This window comes from Sulfitobacter sp. F26204 (genome assembly GCF_026410305.1).
In the GTDB taxonomy this organism is placed as follows: domain Bacteria; phylum Pseudomonadota; class Alphaproteobacteria; order Rhodobacterales; family Rhodobacteraceae; genus Sulfitobacter.
In genome coordinates this window covers 1-18,558 of the sequence record NZ_JAPMLQ010000008.1, presented here as the reverse complement: position 1 = coordinate 18,558, position 18,558 = coordinate 1, and the positions used below count along the sequence as shown (strand labels likewise).

Here is an 18,558-nt window from a genome sequence, read left to right as displayed (position 1 = left end):
AAGCGGGGTCACACACCGGCCTGCATCACGTCAAGCGTGGTCTGCACCAGGCTGGACTGGGGATCAGCCAGGTTACCGGTAATGTCAAAATGGTTGTACTGCGCCATTTCGATCTGCGTTACGGCGTGCCCCCTTGCGGCCCAGGCATCATGAAAATTCTGTGTCTCACGCAGAAACCCCGCGCGTTCCTGTCCGCCAACGGACAAAAGCAGTTGCGCCTGTGTCCGGTCCGGGATGTGACGGATGGGCGACAGGGTTGCAACCGTATCCATATCCATATCCATCCAGCCGTTCACTTGTGTATAAAGAAGCGGCTCAAGATCGTAGATGCCGCTGATCGCGAGAGCGGCGCCAATGGTATCTGGATGTAGGTCATAGTCGGCATGCCAGCCACCGGCGAGCACGGTGCCGGTCAGATGCCCACCCGCGGATGATCCGCCAACATGAATCTTCTGAGTGTCCAGACCGAATTGTGATCCTTCGCGGGAAAGCCAACTGACGGCGCTGCGCACCTCATGTACAATTTGTTCCAGGCTGGCATCAGGAGCCAGAGAGTAATCCATCACAGCGACGGCCACACCGTTCGCCACGAAACCCGGGGCGGCAAAGGCATTCTCTTCCTTTGTGCCAATTCGCCAATAGCCGCCATGGATCCACAGGAAAACCGGGCGGTCAGGTGCCGCGCCATAGAGATCCAGCGCGCTGCCGCTTTGCTGATCAAAGATCAGATCGCGTTGGCAGGGAAGGGTGGCAATTGCCTCTCTGCTGATCCGGGTCAATGCCGCGAATTCGTCGTCGAAGGAAGCAACGCTTTCGCGGGCGTTAAAATCATGGTCGATCTGAGGGTCAATCGAGAAGCCGCTCATTTGAATTGTACCGCATTGATGACCGGATGGCGGATGGTACCGATGCCCTCGACATGGGCTTCCATTACGTCGCCAGGCCACAGCCATTCCTGCGGATCGCGCCCTGCGCCAACCCCTTCGGGAGTGCCTGAAGCGATGATGTCACCGGGTTCCAAAGTGATGCCTTTGGACAGATCCGAAATCAATTCATCCACCTTGAACAGCATCTTTGCGGTATTCGAGCTTTGCTTCTCCACACCATTCACAGTCAACCAGAGGTCCAGTTTCTGGGGATCGGGAATATCGTCAGCAGTGACGATGCAAGGGCCGAAGGGCGCATATGTGTCCATCCCCTTGGAAAAGATCCATTGCCCCGCACGGCGGTTGTCGCGTGCAGATACATCGATCATCACGGAATAGCCAAAAACGTGTTTCAAGGCATTCTCGCGTGCGACCCTGCGGGCAGTGGTGCCGATAATAACGGCAAGCTCTACCTCCCAGTCCAGTTGTTGTGTCATGTCGCCATCGTGGTGAACAGCGTCTCCTGGGCCGACGACGGCAGTGGGTGGTTTGGAAAAAACCACCGGTTCCTTGGGAAGCGCGTCATCGGTGTCAAGCGCCTTGGCGCTTTCGGTGATATGGTCGAGATAGTTCAAACCGATACCAAAGATGTTCTTGCGTGGACGCGGGATCGGGGCCAGCAGCGTGACGGTTTCCAAAGGCAAGGCCAAGGCATTGCCCCACTCGCCGCCAGCAAGATCCAATGCTTCGCGCAACTGGCGCAGGGCTACAGGGCCGAGATCGATGAAATCGAGCATACGGTGGGGGAAATCAAGTCCGGCAGTTTCTCCGAAGCCTGCGACATCCACGACAAGTCCATCCTGGATCACACCAAGGCGGCCAGCGGATTCGACATCAATTTTATAGGTAACGAGTTTCATGTTAGTCCTGTTGTTATGTTGGCTGGTGGCCGTCGTTTTCGCCAAGCGCTTCTTCACGGTAGAGACCGAGGGCGCGGATAACGGGGAGATCGTTGAGGCAGAAAAGGACGGCATCATCGCTGGCAGAGACATTGGCATGTTCGTGCCAGGCCCAGGAAGGAACGCAAAAAATGTCGCGTTCGCTCCAGTCGAATCTTTGGCTGTTGATAACGGAGTAACCGTTGCCTTTGGCGACCTGGTAAAGGTAGCTGCCTGTATGACGATGTGCCTTGGTCGCTTCGCCCGGGGCCAGACGCTGCATGGACGCCCCCAAGGTTTTCATCACCGGGCCGTTGGTCGTGGGATTCACATATTCCATCAGATGCCCATCGAAGGGAGAGGGATCAACCGCCCCGGCGTAACGGTTCAACGCCTCATATGTCCGGTCCCATTGGTATTTGAACATCGGGGAATACCCCTTGTCCCAAGTGCCACCTCCGGGGGTGAGCCCCGCATTGCCCCATGTCCTGGTCATGTCATCGACCGGATAGCGGACCGGTTCCGAGAGGTCTGGATGCACCTCGAAAAAGTTTGCCTCCATCGCATTTACAAACGGAATGTCGAGGCCGTCCTGCCAAATGCAGGGCGTACCGGATGCCTCAACCGCATGTTCATGCCAGGTGCCGTTGGGTGTCAGAACAAAATCGTTTTTCCCCAGTGTCATCTTGTGTCCGTCAACCACCGTATAGGCACCGCTTCCTTCCATGATGAAACGTATCGCCGATGCCGAGTGACGGTGCGCGGTGGCATTTTCGCCGGGGTGCATGACCTGTAGACCCGCGTAGATCCAGCCAACAGCAGCAGAGAATTCCGTTCGTCCCGGGTTGTTGAGATAGATGACCCGGCGACCAGCCTTTTCGGGCGTCACCAGATCAACCGAGCGCAGCACCTTTTCGCGTAGATCGGCATAACGCCAAAGGACCGGACGAGAGGTGGATTGCGGTTCCCAAGGCTCGATCTTGTTGGCGACCGTCCAAAGAGCGCCGGCGTTGACATCGTTCAGTTCATCATAATAGGCCAGCAGTTCCGGCGTATCGGTGACATTGGCGCGCCCTGCGATTTCTTCGCGTTGGTTGTCAGGTTCCCTGCCCATTGTGCTCTCCTCCCCCTTGGCGTTTGGCGGCATCGTATCCACTGTGGAGACCGTGGCAAGGCGTTTGGCAAAAGAGCTATAGTTATTCGATCAACACGTCCGGTTCAAAGCCGCCATTGCGCCACGCTTCAAGGGCGGCGACAAAATTCGGGCCGCTGCGCCCATCAATGGTGCTGGTATAAAATCCGGCTGCTTTCAGGCGTTCCTGTACGGCGGCGATGGTTTCGCGCGACCAGTCGGCGGTGTTCTCGGTCATCTGCTGGATGCTTTGCCCCGAATCCTCGGCGGCACCACGCAACAACATATTGGCCGCATGATCGGGATTGCGTGGGACAACCCGGCCTTCGTCCAGAATGATCGCGCTGGCCACATAGGCGCGTGGTTCGCCTGCCTTGATCGCCCGCTTGAAATAGCCAAGGGCATCTGACGGATCACCCGTCGCTCCGTCCCGTGAGAGCACCCCAAGATTGAAAGTGGCGATAGCAGACCCAAGATCGGCCGCTTCTTTCAACAGTTCAACCGCGCGTTCCTCGTTCTTTTCAAGTCCTTGTCCCTCGAACAAGGCGACGGCGAGGTTGATCTTTGCATCCGGGCTGCCAAGGCTGGCGGCCCGTTGATAAAGGCGCAGGGCCTCGATCTGGCTTGCGGGGACACCGCGGCCGGATTCGGTCATCAATCCCAGGCTGACCATGGCGCGCAGATCACCGCGTGTTGCAGCCTCCCGGTAAAGACGGATCGCCTGTTCCAGATCGCCCGCCGCAACGGATGCACGGGCGAGCAGGGCGGTATAATGCGGCAATTCGGGGTTTTCCTTGGTGGCAGCCAGACAGGCCTGCATCGCGGAGAAAGCGTTTTCCTGAAGTTTGTGGAATGGCACACCCGAGGTCATCGCCGTGGCATCACGCGGATGCGTGGCAAGGCGTTCACATAGTTGACCGGCACGGGCGTCGTCTTCGGCGGGCAGGGTAGCAATCAGTCGGCTGGCATCTGCGATATAGACCCCTTTGGGGTATTTCTTCATGTAGAATTCAACAAGTGGCCGCATCCGGCTGCGTCTTGCCAGTTGCCACAGGCGTTCTTCCTGGGCGTCGCGTTCCTGTGGCGAATAATCCCGCGACAGGTTCGAACCGGCCAGCGAAGGATCGAGAAAGGCCAGAACTTCGGCGACATGGGTACCCTGAGGATAGCGTTCGGCGTAAAGTTCCATCAGTTGCGGATCACCTGCGTTCACGGCGACCTGCCACAGCAGTGTTTCGGCAGAGCCGGTATCGGGGCGTGGATCAAAACGGAACTGACGGGTGAGCGAAGAATTTTCCCATGGGATCTGCCGCCCGCCAGTGGCTGCCAGTACATCCTTGCGCACTGAAATCATCAGATCGGAAATATCCAGACCCGGCGTGTAAATGTGGCTGAGCAAGGCAGTGGTGAAAAAGCTGTTCCGGCCGGTGCCGTCATAAGCCACATTGTCGGGCTGCGTGGCAAAGGAAATCATGAAATCGCGGGCATTGCCAATCCGCGCCAAACCTTCTGAAACGCTGTTCACCGCCCCTTCAAACGGGTCATTTCGACAGGCATCAAGAAAAACAAACTTGATGCCGGGGGCCTGCTCCATCTGCTCCAGAATGTCATTCAGCCTGATTGTCTGATCGTTCACATCCGCGGGTGTCGCGATGCGTGCATCTACAGGCACCAAAAAGTTCTGGCCAGCCACCTGAAACCCGTGACCAGCATAATAGAACAAGGCCACATCCGCGGTTTCAATGGCGCGCGCGAATTTGTCGGCGAGGCCTGTCATCTCCTCTTCGGTGACATCCAGTCCATAAAAGACATCAAAGCCAAGACCCTCAAGGGCAACAGACATATCGGTTGCGTCATTGCCAGGATTGTCCAGCGACGTGATCTGTTCATAAGCGGAATTGCCAATGACCAGCGCGACGCGACGCTCTTTGGTTTGCTGCGCGTCGGGTTGCACCGGCCAGAGTGCGATCAGCATCAAAAGGGCAATTGATTTGATCAGTAACCCGCGCATATTTCCCCTCATCTACAATTCAACAGCCCGGACCAGCGAGGAATCAACCGCATCGAATGCCTGAATGATACGTGCACCGGTGTCGCGTTGAATACTGGTCACTTCGGGATCGTCAGCACGGATCAACGAAATCGCTTTGCGGATCTCTGATTTGGCTTCGTTGATTGCACCGCGTGCCTCGTTCACCGCATCGCGGCGGATGGCGCGGCGCTGTGCGTCGGTGGTGGCACCGGCCAGGCGTCGCTGGGCACGGGCTGCAGACGCCTTGATGCTGTCGCTGGCAGTGCGGATCGTGGCCGATACGGTTTCAAGCCCGGCAGGCAGATCATTTACGATCTCGTCCAGCGCATTGGAGTAGGTATCCAGAGAGTCGCTGAGGCAGGCCATGTAGTTATCAAAGTCCTGATCGGCACCGCCACAGGATTGAACCTGAAGTTCCAGTTCTGTCGATATGTCGTCGACAGCCTCATTGGTGGCTTTAGCCTGGGGTACTGTTTGTGTAGGTCCGCCTGTCCCGTCTCTTCGAGTCTGGGTACCACCTAGATCAGCGGATCCTCCGGTATCAGGGAAAGAGATCGTAATCGCGTCCGGTGGGTTGGTGATGGTGGTATTGCCACCTGGCACCGGGTTTACCTGCGGTGGGGCGATATTGTCTTGCACCGTCATCGTCCCGTTTGTTGTGCTGATGTCATAGTTATCAAGACCAGTACCGGTGACGGAATCAACGGTGATGGCAAAGGGGCTGTCGTCCGCCTGTGCATCGGCGTCCGCACCGGCACTGCTGAAGGTGGCAGAGGTAACCGCATCATCATTGAACAGGCCAGATGTCGCAAATTCGGAGCCGCTGAAGGTAAAGAGCTGTCCTTGCTGTTTGGTCTGGTCCAATGCGGTGACGCTCAACGGGGCCGGAATGACAGTGAGACTGCCGTCGGCAAAGACCAGTGAATATTTCTCAAGCCCTGTACCAACGGCATCGCTTGCGACGATGGCAAAGGGACCATCGGTAACCTGGGCTGTGCCCGCCGCGCCTGCACTTACAAGTGTCACACTGTCCACGCTGTCGCCTTCTGCCAATCCGACGACAGAGAACTCCGTCCCGTCAAAGACAAGGTCACTGCCATAGATCTTGGTTTGGTCCAAGGCGGTGATCGTGAGATTGCCGGGTGCGACGATGAATACACCGTTCACCAGTGTGATGTGGTAATTATCAAGCCCGGAACCCTGCGGATCGGTGATGAAAATCGCCTCTCCACCCGGTCCGGTAAACGGTGCTTCGGCTGAGGCGGAATTGCTGGTCAATGTTGCCTCGGTCACCTCATCGGAGTTCAACAAGCCGACAACGGTGAATTCGGTCCCTGTAAAGGTAAATTCGGTTCCAAACGGTTTGCTCTGGTCTTCTGCCGTGATGGTCAGGGGGGCTGGGTTGATTGTCAGCGTCCCAGGCGTGAACGACAGAGCGTAATTGTCGATTCCCGAGCCAACTGGCGCACTGCCTTCAATGCTGAATGGACCGTCAGCGACCTGTGCAGTTGAGGCGGCACCGTCGCTTGTAATGCTGATACTGGTCAATGTGTCGCCGTTGATCAATCCGATTGAGGTAAACTCCGTACCGTTAAAGAGCAGTTGTTCGCCATAGGTCTTGGTTGCGTCATTCATCACGACACTCAGGCCGCGTTGCACGACTTGCAAGCGCCCGGGTACGATCGAGATGTTATAGTTGCCCAGTCCCGATCCGGTCAAATTGCTCAGGTTAAGTGTATAGGGAGAGCCGACAACAGTTGCTGTTGCCGGTGCGCCGGCGCTGTTGACATCCGCTCCGGTGATCGTGTCGCCTGCAAAGAGAGTGGTGGCAGTATAATCGACGCCTGCAAAGGTCAGAACCTCGCCGTATGTCTTGAAGGTATCGTTGACCGTAACAGTCAAAGGCGCAGGCACGACGTTTGCGTCTTTGGGAAGTGAGCGGACGTCGAACACCTGTCCCATATCACTGGTATAGCTGGTAGGGAAGGTGAAGGTGACCGGACCGACATTCGCGTCAGACAGAATGATCTGATCTTCCATTATCGTCAGATCGCCGGTGTCCCCCAAAGGTCCGAACAGATAGTCGGCAGGGCCGCCGAAAAACTGGCCATCAACGGCGGAAAATCCGGTTGTCGTACCATTGTATTGGAAATCCGGTTCCGTTTCGGTAGGGTCACTCGCGCTGATCACGGGGTCAACGGTATAGAGCCGTGCCATATCCACACCATCCTGGGGGATAGCCCAGACATTGCCAAAGTCCCAACCAGACACCACAGCGACAGAAGAAAACAGTTCTGCATCGCGCAAACTGGCGGTGGTTTCAGCAAATGCGCCCTCAAACTGGCCCAGGCCGTTTGTATCGCCAAAGGTTTCGCCATTTTGACCGCTGGCCCCCTGACCGGTAGTTTCGAAATTCCAGAAAGAGGATAGAATGCTTTCGTCAGAAGGGTCATCTTCGCCGGCGATCCCTCCTTCTAGTCCGAAACCGGCACAACACCCCGGTTCGAGCGTTACAGCACCTGTCGCGATTGCATTGGTAATGGTTCCGTTGGTCGCATTTTCTCCAACAATTCCGCCAATGGTTGCTTCGTTCGTCAGCGCGCCAGCGGTGACAGTCACGGATGTTTCCGAATAGACATTGCGGATAATGTCGGCATTGGTTCCGACCAGCCCACCGGCAAAGGCTTCATCGGCGAAAGAAACGGTGACGCTGCCTGCGCTTTTCGAACTGATGACATCGCCAAAGTTGCTGGCACCGACAAGCCCACCCAGGCTGACCTGGCCCGAAGCGAGGTTCAAAGCGTCAGAGGGATCGATACCATCCGAAACATTGGCGTTGGCAGAACTGTTCAACAATTGTCCGAAGGGCATGAAGGCGTTGAGGCCCCCGCCATATTCACCATAGGCAACGACTGTGCCTGTCGCGCGAATGCCGCTGTTGAAGCCGCCATTAAAGCCAGCAAGGATGCCTGCATTCTCACCTGCCACATCAGCGTCCAGAATGCTGAAGTTCATCAACCTTGCATTATCACCAACACTGGAGAAGAGACCGGTATCATCCAGACCACCTGCTGACGGATATTGTCTGATGAACAAATTGGCGATCACATTGCGGTTGCCTTCCAGATCGCCGTTGAAATTCAATGGGACAAAACCGGAGTTGCGCACGCCATTGGTCAGCGGATCGAGTGACTCCCAAAATTGGGTGCCCGTAGCGTCGATGGTATCAGCCAGTTGATAGTTCGTATTGCCTGAAATCCCCTGCACACCGTAGATGTCGACAAGGCTGTATGGGGTGGCACCGCCATCACCTGCTGTCGCGCGCAAGAAGGATGTGTCGTTACCAAGCACGAAATTGCGCGCTTCAAAAGACGGCAGGCCCGAAACCGGGAAATTGTCCCCGTGCTGCACCCAGTCCCCGATGGCAATTTCAAAGGTTCCGACGTTGATGTCGCCGTCCTGGCCTGTGGCGATGAACCGGCTTGCGGCTGGGCCTGTCCCAACAGTTTCGAAGGCAGACAACCGCAGATAGCCATTTGTTGCGGTAATGGGGGCGTTGATGACGATCGAGTCATCCGTCGGCGGACCGGCGATGTCGGCAATCAGGGACAGGGTTGAATTGGTGGTCCATGTCAGCGGTGCATTAACCTCAATCCGGCCTTCGTCAGGTCCGGCACCAGAGGTTGATAGAATTTCGACAGCGTTGTTCACCGCCAGCGCGCTTTCGATGGTCGAGGCCAGGATGTCGCCGTCATCGCCGGTCAGAGCAGCTACAATGAAGATGTCATTCGGGTCCAACAAAAGGGTGCCCCAGGCACCGTTTTCTGCCGTTGTGTCGGCGAGGCCGGAAAAGGCGAGATGCCGTTTGCCAGACACTTCAACAAAGCCGCCATTGCCAGACAGAGAACCACCGCGTGCGGTGATGTTGCCGGCAAATTCGGTGCGGTCATCTGACCAGAGGACAACGCGACCGCCGTTACCGTTCTCGATACCATTGGCCTTGATGATCGAGGTTGCATCGACGGTCAGGCTTGTGGCGGTGGGCAGGCTCGGACCACCCTGAAAGGCACCACCTATACGGATGCTGCCCCCGCCATTGGTACCGCTTGCGTCGATCTCGGCACCACCAAGGGCGATATCATGACCGGTGATGGTAATATCGCCACCGTGTTCCGGCCGCAGGGCGGGCCGTGCGGATTGCGTAACCTGAATTGCAGGTCGGCTGCGTGTCTTGGTGCGCAGCTTTCCAGTTACAGACACTTTGCCACCGGCCCCGCCACCCAAGGTGATACGACCCGAACGGCCCGAAACAGTACGGGCTTCTACGACGCCACTCATGTTGATCGCGTGGCGCGCCGCGTTGCGAGCAGTGGCCGCAGACATCTGAACCGTGCCGCCGTTGGCCTGTATGGTGCCGGAATTCTCGATCAAGGCATCAAGACTGTCATCGTCCGAATTGGTTGGCAGCGCAACCTGCAAGAACCCGTCTCCGGCGAGATCAAGCGTGATGCGTTCGCCGGACCCTAGCCCGACAAAACCCAGCGGCGCCTGAATCGTCCCCGAGTTTTTGACCTTGCCGCCGATCAGGGCGGCATAGCCACCTGTCACGACCTGGATCTGGCCTGCGTTACTGACCGTTGCGGAGGATCCATTCCCCTCAAACACGGTTTGGCCGGTGACAAAATCATCGGTGCGGATGCCGAGAGTCGAGGCGACAAAGCTCCCGGTGTTTACCGATCCGGTGGTCCCGATGAAGATCCCGTTGGGGTTGACGACAAACACACGCCCGTTGGCGTTGATCTGACCATGGATCTGGCTGGTGGTGTCACCGGTGACGCGGTTCAGGATCGAGGAATCAACAGAGGGTTGATTGATGTCCACCCGATTACCTGCACCGACCGAAAAGCCGTTCCAGTTCACCACGGCGCGGTCGCTGCCCTGGTTGATGATCATGTTGTTGGCGTTTGGCGTTGTGATGGTCGCGTTGCCATGCACAACCGTGCCGCCTGTTGGCAGATTTTGCGCGGTGGCACAAACCGGGATGAGCGCCGTGGCAAATGCCAGCAGGCTGTAAAAAAGTGAATGACGGCTCTTCGTTTTAGAAGCGGAAAGAGCCCTGGATGCTAAAGCGGTTGTTGTCCGGCAGGTCATCATCACGCGTTCCCCTTGCGTATTCGATCCGCATAGTTGCGGACGAGAAATTGGATTTGCTCAATGTGTTCAGCTCGACTCCAAGACCGAAGGATGTTGCAGAGACATCCTTTGTTTCTTGTAGGGTGGGTGCCTCTAATGACACGTTCCCGTAAGCTGCGAAAATATAAGGACTGACTAAAAGTGGTGTATCGCCAAAAGATGTCTGTTGCGGCATTGAAATTTCCGCACGGGCGACAAAACCGCTGTCACCTCTGATAGAACCTGCGTCAAATCCGGAAAGCTCCTGACTGCCGGCGATGCCGAATTGTTCTGAGGTCAGCATGGCATCGCCAAAGGAGCTTTGCGCCCGTCCGGCAAGCGAGAAATTGAATTTTTCGTTGATTGTACGACGCAAACGACCCGACACGATCAGCTTGGTAAATTCTGCGTCAGCACCCTGTCGCGAAAGTGGTGTACCAGTGCCGACATCTGCTGCTGTCCGGGCATTCAGGATGTCAAATCCGCGGGACAATACGGCACCGGCTTCGATGGCTGATCCACCGTCGGTTAGCCAGAAACCGTCAACCGCAGCACGCAGCACGCTGGTTTTGTCTTCGTAGACCAGCGTTCTGACATTGTTTGGACCAACGAGGAATTGTTCGTCGGTCTGGCGTTCCAGGGTCAGTTGACCGGAAATGTTACGATTGCGGGAACGGATAAAGGGATAAAACAGGCGAACAGAGGTGCGCTCGAACCGGCTGACCGAGGGCACCGCCAGCGGGTCGGGCGCCGTGCGGCTGTCGGTTGCTTCTATGTTGAGTGTCAGCCCATCAAAGCCCACCGGAATCACCCCACCGACCGACAGGGTACGCACACGCGGGTCGCTGCCCAGAAATGCGCCAAGCCCGTTGTCATTGTCGTTGGCCGGCGAACCGGAGATCCGCGCATATAGGGTTTCGCCCAAGTCAAAGGGTGAGTTGAATTCGACGCCCGCGCTCAGGCTGACCGGGCCAAGCGAACTGGCGTTACTATTGTCAAATGCGAAAAACCCGGTCACGGGCCGGAATTCAGGTTGAAGGATCAGGGATGTACCACCGGGTGTGGCCCCTGCAGCCAGAGCGGATCCCAGCGAAACCCCGTATGTGTCACCAGCCAAAAGCAGCTGGCGTTCGATCTCGGGCAGGCGCAGGCTGCGCTTACCGACCAGGGGTTCGGTGATGCGTGTGATGCGATTGCGTACCTTTAGAGGTACGTTGGCGGTGTCGATTTCTTCTACAAACCCATCGATAACAACGATCCTGAGTTTTCCGCCATCGCGCAATTCCTGCGCAGGCAGCACAACACGGGCCAATACAAAACCGGCCTGAGTATAGGCTGTTTCCAGGTCAGAAGTGGCATTGAAAATCTCGGCGACCGTGATGGTCTTGCCAGACAGGCGCGCCCTGGTGGCTGCGTTAATCTCGGCCATCTGGGGCAGGCCGCCATCCAGATCAACATCCTTCAGATTGATCAACAGTTTTTCGGAGCCTGCCGGCGCCTTGGTGCCACGCTCACCGGAAAAGACGACACTGCCTTTGAGGCGCTGCGCATCCGGAGCGAAAGTGGAGGAGGTGATCTCACTTGCGGTTTGCGCCTGGGCATTTGTCGCGACTGTGCCGATTCCGACAGCGCAGCAAAGCATCAAAGCCGCCCAAACACTGCTTTTTTCGCGCAGCAAAATGGGGGCGAGCAGCGCACGCTTGGCAAGAATGGGTCCCAGCACGACAGACCTCCCGATACAAAGAGTTCAAAAAAAGAATTAGTTTTAATTTCTTAGTGTCAACTTACACTGCTTTGAAATCATCGCCAAGGGAAGGATTGGTCTCAGCTCCCGTGTACGTTGCGCTTTTTATGCAACTTTAAAGGCGCAAACCCGCTCACAACATGGGTGAAGGGGGGTGCGCCCCTCAGGAACAGTGCAAACCAATGCAGACTGCTTGATTGGCTGACCCGGGGTGAATGTGTCAGAGTTTAGCATGCGCACGGAAAATGACCGTGCAGTTGACCTGTCAGCCATGCGATTCATCGGGCGGCGGTCGTAACAAAGAAATACACCCATTCTCCTTTGAACCCGGCATTTTGGGCGCGGGCTGCAGCAACCTTGTCTTTGAGCCAGTCAAGGTAGGCACCGGCAGGCTCTACCAGCGGGCGCAAACCGTCATAAAGGGGTACGGAAGAGGCAAAGGCCGCTGCAATCTCTTGGCCATAAGGCGGGCCGATGGTGACAAACAAGCCTTCTTCACGGGCGTTTTCTGCGCCGACGGTCAGGGTTTCCTTTGGGACAAGGATTTGCAAGGGGGTTGCCTCGTTCGGGGTGAGATGGATCACATTGCCGTCAGCGTCAAAGTAATCGACATAGACATAGGCCGGATAATCCGGTGCCGTTAATGTCAGCACCAGCGCGTCATCGGTGAAATAGCGAAAAGCGCGTGCATGAGTGTTTTCACCGACGATCATCGGATTGGTGATTTGATCGGTTGATTGAGGTAATCCGACACCGGCAATTCCCGTCAAGGCACCACATTGCGGGGCAGGCAGGACCAGCAGATTGTCCACAACAGCAATATCGGGACCCATTTGCGCGCGCAGGGCGGACAGAACCGGCCCGCGATCATCGGAATCGGGCACATGTCCGGTCAGTTGCAGCGTGGTTGTATCAGGATCAAACGTGACCTGCATTCTTGCGCAGGGCACAGAGAGTGCGGCGCTTAGATTGTCGCGCAGGGCCGCCCCAGTTGTGCCTTCTGGTTGGGTAAAGCTCTGAAATGCAGCAAGCGACACCGGGTCAACGGGGCCAGCCGCGGGAAAGGCCAGCGTTGCCTTGGTTCTCATGACCTGCGGTTTCTGTTCCAGGGTTACGATGGTTTCGGGTGTTTCGGGCAAACTGACGACGGGCTTTGGTTGAACAAAGGTTAATGTGGTTGGCGACGGCGCCTGCACCTGCGCCGAGGCGGTGACAAATGGCGTTTGCATTGATGCCGCAACTGGCAGCCGCGATGGTAGAGCTTTGGCTGCGGTTGTGGGCAATGAACTGATAACAGGCACATTCGCCTTTGCTGCTGCGGTGCTCTGTGCTGGCAATGCCTGTTCCTCCGCCCGATCAGAGGGTGTTGCAACCGGTGAGGCGCGGGTTGATGCAATCGCGTCCCCCCCAAGTTTTGCACCCGATGATGCTTTTTCCAGCACTTCTTCGCTTTGCGGTGCTTGTTCAGCAGCGTCGCTGCGGCGCATTTCCTGCGCTGCCACGTTCAGACGGCTTTGCGGGATAGGTTGATCTGTCACCGGGTCCGGTTGCAGTGCCGCCCTCAGCCCGGCCGCCGCCCCGAGATGCAGGAGAATGGAAACAAAGATCCCCAGCATCCATATCCCAGCACCTGCCTTCATGGGCCGGCCGGTGTAACGACAAGGGCAACTTCACGCGCACCTGCCGCCTCCAACTCAGCGATCATGGGCAGAATGAAACGCAATTCGGCGCGGTGATGCGCGTTAATGCGGACCAGCGTTTCAGGTGCCTGTGCGATTTTTTCCAATATCATCACCATAGGTGCATCTGTCTGGATGCCATCCACGGCAAGGTCACCGTCTTCGCTGACGGACATGGTGATGCCACCGGCGGGCATGTCCGACCCTGTTGCAGCGACGGGGGGTGTGACCTCGAAGGGGGCGGTGGCATCCATTCGCCCGATCAACATGAAAAATACCAGCAGGAAAAACACCACATCAATCAGGGCAATGATCGTTTCGGGCGCTTGCCGTGCGGGTGGACGGGTCAACCTCATGGGCGGCTCTCAAGATGTATCACACGAATATTGCCTGCGCCCGCCTGGGTGGCGGTGTCCATTACGCTGACAAGGGCCTGCGTGCGGGCCTGTCCTGTGGGCAGGATCACGACAGACAGAGTTGGTTCAGCAGTCAACCGCTGACGCAGCAGCCTGTCCAGATCCGCAAGCGCAAGTGTTTTTCCACGAATAGCGGGTCTGCCATCCGCACCAATTCTCACCAGAACTGGTTGGGCTGTGCCGGTCTGTTGCGTGGCTGTACCGGTTTCATCGTCCTGCGCCAGGGCGGGCATCATGTTGAGATCAAGATACGTCGAAGTAACCATGAAAAACACCAGTAATATCAACAACACGTCAATCATCGCCACAAGTGAGATCAGCGCGCCTGTGGGGCGAGGACGGCGCAGGGTCAGAGGAGGAACGTCCGTCATTCTCTTTGGCTCCGGTCTTGTTCAGGCGGCGTCAGGGTTTTCCTCAACAAGCATCAAACGCCCGACGGAATTTTCAATCATCTGGGCCGCGCTTTCGGCACGCGATGACAATAAAGAGGCCCCGACCGCGGCAGGGATCGCCACCAGCAACCCGACAGCAGTGGTCAGCAAAGCCTGCCAGATCCCGCCCGCGAGCACAGAGGCATTTGCCGCACCCTGCGCCATTTCCAAGGCCTGGAATGACTGGATCATGCCCATCACGGTACCAAGCAATCCCAGCAGCGGGCTGATCATCGCGATAAGTTCAAGAACCCGCAACAGGCTGTTCATACGGGCAAGTTCCTCATTTCCGCGACGCAGAAGTTCTGCGTGCAGGGTTGCCCCTTTGAAACCACTGGCCAGAGACTTCATCGCATAGGCCATTACCCGGTCTGCCGGGCTTTTGCCATTTGCGACGGCGGCCTCTGCCTGATCCTTGTTCCCTGCCGCCCAAAGTCCTATCGCTTCTTCCCGACGCACGGCCCCGGAACGCGCAGGCAACAGCTGAAGAGTTTTCACGACGATCAATGTCAGCGAGAGCGCCGACAACAGCGCCAGGACAACAATGATTATGCCACCCGCACCCAATCCTCCTGGATCAAACGACATCACTATTTGACCAATGCAACCGCAGCGCGGCTTTGCAGGGTGAGGATTGGAAAACAGTCCATTTCTTCCCCGTTTTGCGGGCGGCAGGAGGTGAGATCGTGCAACAGGATCTCCGAAATGTCGGTGCAGGCGATTTCGGGAATTTCAAACAGTTTGAGAGTCGTGCGGCTGACCGGCAAGGGTGCGGCATCGATCGACAACAACCTGTCAATTACACCCTGGGTATCAAGGATCGCCAAGGACATCTCAAAGCCATCATAGCTGTTTTCGGTCGCATTCCTGAATAGAAAGAAAGCGCTGCATCCGCCACTTTGCGACGGCTCGATCTTATTCAGTTCAACGCTCAGTCCGGCGGATTGCGCCAGACTGGCGACGGGAAACGAAAACGCAATAAATGTTATCAAGCCGGTGATAAAACGTGTGAATATCATTGCGCATCCTTTGTTGGTTAAGCCGCGAGAGCCGTTTCAACTCCGGCGAGTGCAGTCAGGGCGGTGCTACGAATTGTAGTTGGCGTAAAGCCGTTGTCATCAACGGCCTGAAAGAAATCATTGTTCAAAGTTGTGCGATAAGTCCCGATAATTCCGATCGCCTCGCTTTTCAGCTTGTCGCGCTCTGCCGCGTCTGGCGATTTCATCAGGGCATCAAGCGTTGTTTCCAGGGCAGTGTCCAGTTCGTCGACGTAGGTAAACAGAACGCCGGTTTTTGGCGCAACATCTTCCAAACCTGGAACGTCTTTAGTATGCGTTTCAATAGCGGTTTTCAGCTTGTTCAATTCTGCACGTATTCCGATGCGGGTCTTGATCCAGTTTAGGCGGGATCTATCGTACATGGCGACATGAGCTGTTGAGCTTTCATTCACGTCGCGGGCAGGTACCACGCCCTCTGCAGCAGCGGCCTTGATCAGCTTTACCGTGTTGGCAGCTGCGGCGACAGCCTGATCGAAATCGCCTGCCTCTGCCTTGCGTTTGGCATCGTCAAAAACGCGCTGAATGCTTTCCGGATCGCCGATTTTGGCCTGCATTGCCTTGTCGACGCTGGCCTGAATTTGGCCCGATATGGACTCCCACTTTTGCTGTGACTGTGCTTGTGTCTCGCGATCGGAAGCGGCCTGCTGCGTCGGATCGCCAGAGGCTGGATCGGCGGCTGGTGGCGGGTTTTTCAAGGCTGATTCAGCCTCGGCCAGTCGTGCGTCAGCTACGGCCCAATCTTTTGCCTGAAGCGCCGCAAGCCCCTGGACCAGCTTGTCTTTGACGGGGCCGGATGCGCCGTCTTGCAGCGTATCGATGCTATTGCGTACTGCCGTTGCACGGTCCATCAGCCTTCTGGCAACGGGGGATGCAGGTTCTTCTACGGGTTCGGTGGGTTTGATGCGGCTGGCCTGCGCTTTTTCAAGTCCGCTTTCCATCTTGTTCAGCGCTTCGCTGGCCTTGTCGAGCGATCCCGCCTTGAGCAGGGCAATCACCGTTGCAGCGGCTTTGCCCAACGGGATGCCTTGAGTTCCCAAGTCAGCAATCGGGCTTTGCATTTTCCGCAACCGTTCGGCGAGATCTGCACGCTGTTGTTGTCCGGCTTCAGTCAATTGCAGTTGTTCGGGAGTCGCGGCCTGAGGTTCTGACGAAGAGGCTTGTGGGGGTGTTTGCGTGTCCGTGGCCTGTTGTGCCTGGCTCGGGTCTTTTGGGGATAGGTCGTCTTGCTGATCTTCGTCCGAGCCGTCGGATTCAAGCAGCGTCCCGTTGGAATCAAGTACGATAATTTTGAAAGAAAAATCCATGGTCTTGAGATACTTGCGCAGCTTCTTGGCAAGTCCCGGCAGTTCCTTTGGTATCTTGATGGTGAAATTCTTCGCATCAATCTCAAAGACGCCAGCCGCCACTTTGGGGCCTTTGCCCTCTTTTTTCGCAAGCCGTCCAAGTACTTCGGGGGCCTTGATGCGATCAATGATCATCAGATCCTGTTCCTTCGGGCCCGGATTATAGGCAAAATTCATTGGCCGTTTCTTGCCCATCATCACCATTTTTTTGAGCTCATCGGTCTTCATTGGAACATAGGCCATCTGAAATTCCTCGCATTTTTTGGCGGAAAGCCATTGACTTAAAAATGACGATAAGGCTGACTATTGGTCAAGCTTGCATTTGCTTTTCTGTCATTTTGACTTGGCGAAGCGTTAATTTATTTTTTGTTTTGAACCGGTTACGGTATATATTGCGATTGTTTTTGATCTGTAACGCTGTCCGCGATTACAGAAAAATAGACTAAAGGGGGGCTGAAATGGACGTTGCAAAACTGCTTGAGTCCCATGGGGATGACGAACCAAGCGGTGAAAACCTTGAATATGATCCCGGTTTCGTCGAGATGGAACTGGCGGCACAGCCGGGCGAGGAAAAGCAAGAAGGCGACAAGATCAGGGAGGCCGAAGACCCTGATTTTGCAGATGTTGTTGTCAAAGCTGTCGGCGTCCTTGAGCGCAGCCACGATATTCGCGCTGCAGTGTTTTACGCGGAGGCGATTTTGCACTCCAAGGGCCTGCCGGGCTTTGCCGAGGCAACCGCTTATATACGTGGATGTCTTGAAACCTACTGGGACAGTTGCCACCCCGAACTGGACGAAGACGACGACAATGATCCCACCATGCGGATCAATGCCGTACAGGGGCTAAACGGTTCGGACACCGTGATTCGCGCATTGCGTCGCGCGCCCTTGACGGACAGCCGGATGTTCGGCCGCATGAGCCTGCGGATGATCGAAATAGCAGAAGGAACCGCGACCGCGCCTGCGGGTATGACGGAAGTTCCAGACAGCGCGGCGATTGGGGCGGCATTTCAAGACACCGATTCGGAATCTCTTTCCAACATGTTGGCCGGCGCGCTCAGTGCGCAGGCCGACATCAAGGCGATCGATGCTATTTTTGTTGAGAGAACGCCGGGGCAGGGGCCTGATCTGGAAGACGTTCAAAAAACAATCGGCCAGATTATTCGCCGTTTGTCTGAGGTCGTTGGAAGCGACGTTGTCGTGGCGGAAGAGGGCGGCGAAGCCGCTGAGGGCGAGGGCACTGTAGCAGCCCCAGCAGCTGCAACCGGTGGCGGAGCGATCAATTCGCCTTCGGATGTTTCAAATGCATTGGACCGCATGATCGGGTATTATCACCGCAACGAACCGTCCAGCCCGATGCCGATTCTGTTGGAACGGGCGAAAAAGCTGGTTGGCGCAGATTTTATGACCATCATGAAAGAAATCGCCCCACAGGGGCTCGAACAGGTCAAAATTGTTGGAGGGATCAGAGACTGATGCGACGCGCTGCCCTTTCAGCTCCAAGTTTATTTTTCACCGCAAGACAATCCTTGCATCCCATTTTTCAAGACCAAGGAGCCCTTCATGGCCACTAGTTCCCAGAAATTCATCGCCCGAAACCGGGCCCCTCGCGTTCAAATCGAATATGATGTGGAATTGTACGGTGCCGAAAAGAAGGTACAATTGCCTTTCGTCATGGGCGTGATGAGCGATCTTGCCGGCAAATCAGAGGTCGAACAGCCTGCCGTCGCCGACCGCAAGTTCCTTGA

The 18,558-nt window shown here is 56.3% G+C and carries 14 protein-coding genes; 2 read left to right on the top strand and 12 right to left on the bottom strand.

Annotated elements, in window-relative coordinates:
* Window positions 1-8 precede the first annotated feature (8 nt).
* The 12 genes from OS190_RS16760 to OS190_RS16705 all read right to left on the bottom strand — a co-directional run bounded on the left by OS190_RS16760 (window position 9) and on the right by OS190_RS16705 (window position 17,054).
* The gene (locus OS190_RS16760) at window positions 9-866 is read right to left on the bottom strand and encodes an alpha/beta hydrolase (protein WP_267159877.1); all 858 of its coding nucleotides are present in this window, start codon (window positions 864-866) and stop codon (window positions 9-11) included.
* The gene (locus OS190_RS16755; RefSeq protein ID WP_267159876.1) at window positions 863-1,786 is read right to left on the bottom strand and encodes a fumarylacetoacetate hydrolase family protein; all 924 of its coding nucleotides are present in this window, start codon (window positions 1,784-1,786) and stop codon (window positions 863-865) included. Before OS190_RS16755 ends, OS190_RS16760 begins: the two co-directional genes overlap by 4 nt.
* A gap of 13 nt (window positions 1,787-1,799) precedes the next feature.
* Window positions 1,800-2,918, bottom strand: coding sequence for a cupin domain-containing protein (locus OS190_RS16750; RefSeq protein ID WP_267159875.1), 1,119 nt, complete (start codon window positions 2,916-2,918; stop codon window positions 1,800-1,802).
* A gap of 82 nt (window positions 2,919-3,000) precedes the next feature.
* Window positions 3,001-4,947: a caspase family protein gene (locus OS190_RS16745; RefSeq protein ID WP_267159874.1), complete on the bottom strand. Its 1,947-nt coding sequence runs from the start codon at window positions 4,945-4,947 to the stop codon at window positions 3,001-3,003.
* Between the two features lie 12 nt (window positions 4,948-4,959).
* Window positions 4,960-10,122, bottom strand: a complete 5,163-nt coding sequence (locus OS190_RS16740; RefSeq protein WP_267159873.1) for an MBG domain-containing protein — start codon at window positions 10,120-10,122, stop codon at window positions 4,960-4,962.
* Window positions 10,067-11,863, bottom strand: coding sequence for a ShlB/FhaC/HecB family hemolysin secretion/activation protein (locus OS190_RS16735; protein WP_267159872.1), 1,797 nt, complete (start codon window positions 11,861-11,863; stop codon window positions 10,067-10,069). Before OS190_RS16735 ends, OS190_RS16740 begins: the two co-directional genes overlap by 56 nt.
* 299 nt (window positions 11,864-12,162) lie before the next feature.
* Window positions 12,163-13,524, bottom strand: a complete 1,362-nt coding sequence (locus OS190_RS16730) for a DUF4384 domain-containing protein (RefSeq protein WP_267159871.1) — start codon at window positions 13,522-13,524, stop codon at window positions 12,163-12,165.
* Window positions 13,521-13,919: an ExbD/TolR family protein gene (locus OS190_RS16725; protein WP_267159870.1), complete on the bottom strand. Its 399-nt coding sequence runs from the start codon at window positions 13,917-13,919 to the stop codon at window positions 13,521-13,523. Before OS190_RS16725 ends, OS190_RS16730 begins: the two co-directional genes overlap by 4 nt.
* Window positions 13,916-14,350, bottom strand: a complete 435-nt coding sequence (locus OS190_RS16720; RefSeq protein WP_267159869.1) for an ExbD/TolR family protein — start codon at window positions 14,348-14,350, stop codon at window positions 13,916-13,918. The genes OS190_RS16725 and OS190_RS16720 overlap by 4 nt, the downstream gene beginning before the upstream one ends.
* Before the next feature lie 21 nt (window positions 14,351-14,371).
* Window positions 14,372-14,998, bottom strand: a complete 627-nt coding sequence (locus OS190_RS16715) for a MotA/TolQ/ExbB proton channel family protein (protein ID WP_267159868.1) — start codon at window positions 14,996-14,998, stop codon at window positions 14,372-14,374.
* Window positions 14,999-15,000: 2 nt separating this feature from the next.
* Window positions 15,001-15,429: a hypothetical protein gene (locus OS190_RS16710; protein ID WP_267159867.1), complete on the bottom strand. Its 429-nt coding sequence runs from the start codon at window positions 15,427-15,429 to the stop codon at window positions 15,001-15,003.
* Between the two features lie 17 nt (window positions 15,430-15,446).
* Complete coding sequence (locus OS190_RS16705) at window positions 15,447-17,054, bottom strand: hypothetical protein (protein WP_267159866.1); 1,608 nt, start codon at window positions 17,052-17,054, stop codon at window positions 15,447-15,449.
* Window positions 17,055-17,269: 215 nt separating this feature from the next.
* Between OS190_RS16705 and tssA the strand changes: the two genes are divergently transcribed.
* Window positions 17,270-18,286 carry a type VI secretion system protein TssA gene (tssA, locus tag OS190_RS16700; RefSeq protein ID WP_267159865.1) on the top strand — a complete coding sequence of 339 codons (1,017 nt, stop codon included), beginning with the start codon at window positions 17,270-17,272 and terminating at the stop codon, window positions 18,284-18,286.
* Between the two features lie 87 nt (window positions 18,287-18,373).
* Window positions 18,374-18,558: type VI secretion system contractile sheath small subunit (locus OS190_RS16695; protein ID WP_267159864.1), on the top strand; the 185-nt coding region annotated here is incomplete at its 3' end.

Coding starts and splice junctions, on each gene's coding strand:
- OS190_RS16760 (WP_267159877.1), bottom strand. CDS start 866: ATGAGCGGCTTCTCGATTGACCCTCAGATCGACCATGATTTTAACGCC.
- OS190_RS16755 (WP_267159876.1), bottom strand. CDS start 1,786: ATGAAACTCGTTACCTATAAAATTGATGTCGAATCCGCTGGCCGCCTT.
- OS190_RS16750 (WP_267159875.1), bottom strand. CDS start 2,918: ATGGGCAGGGAACCTGACAACCAACGCGAAGAAATCGCAGGGCGCGCC.
- OS190_RS16745 (WP_267159874.1), bottom strand. CDS start 4,947: ATGCGCGGGTTACTGATCAAATCAATTGCCCTTTTGATGCTGATCGCA.
- OS190_RS16740 (WP_267159873.1), bottom strand. CDS start 10,122: ATGATGACCTGCCGGACAACAACCGCTTTAGCATCCAGGGCTCTTTCC.
- OS190_RS16730 (WP_267159871.1), bottom strand. CDS start 13,524: ATGAAGGCAGGTGCTGGGATATGGATGCTGGGGATCTTTGTTTCCATT.
- OS190_RS16725 (WP_267159870.1), bottom strand. CDS start 13,919: ATGAGGTTGACCCGTCCACCCGCACGGCAAGCGCCCGAAACGATCATT.
- OS190_RS16720 (WP_267159869.1), bottom strand. CDS start 14,350: ATGACGGACGTTCCTCCTCTGACCCTGCGCCGTCCTCGCCCCACAGGC.
- OS190_RS16715 (WP_267159868.1), bottom strand. CDS start 14,998: ATGTCGTTTGATCCAGGAGGATTGGGTGCGGGTGGCATAATCATTGTT.
- OS190_RS16710 (WP_267159867.1), bottom strand. CDS start 15,429: ATGATATTCACACGTTTTATCACCGGCTTGATAACATTTATTGCGTTT.
- OS190_RS16705 (WP_267159866.1), bottom strand. CDS start 17,054: ATGGCCTATGTTCCAATGAAGACCGATGAGCTCAAAAAAATGGTGATG.
- tssA (WP_267159865.1), top strand. CDS start 17,270: ATGGACGTTGCAAAACTGCTTGAGTCCCATGGGGATGACGAACCAAGC.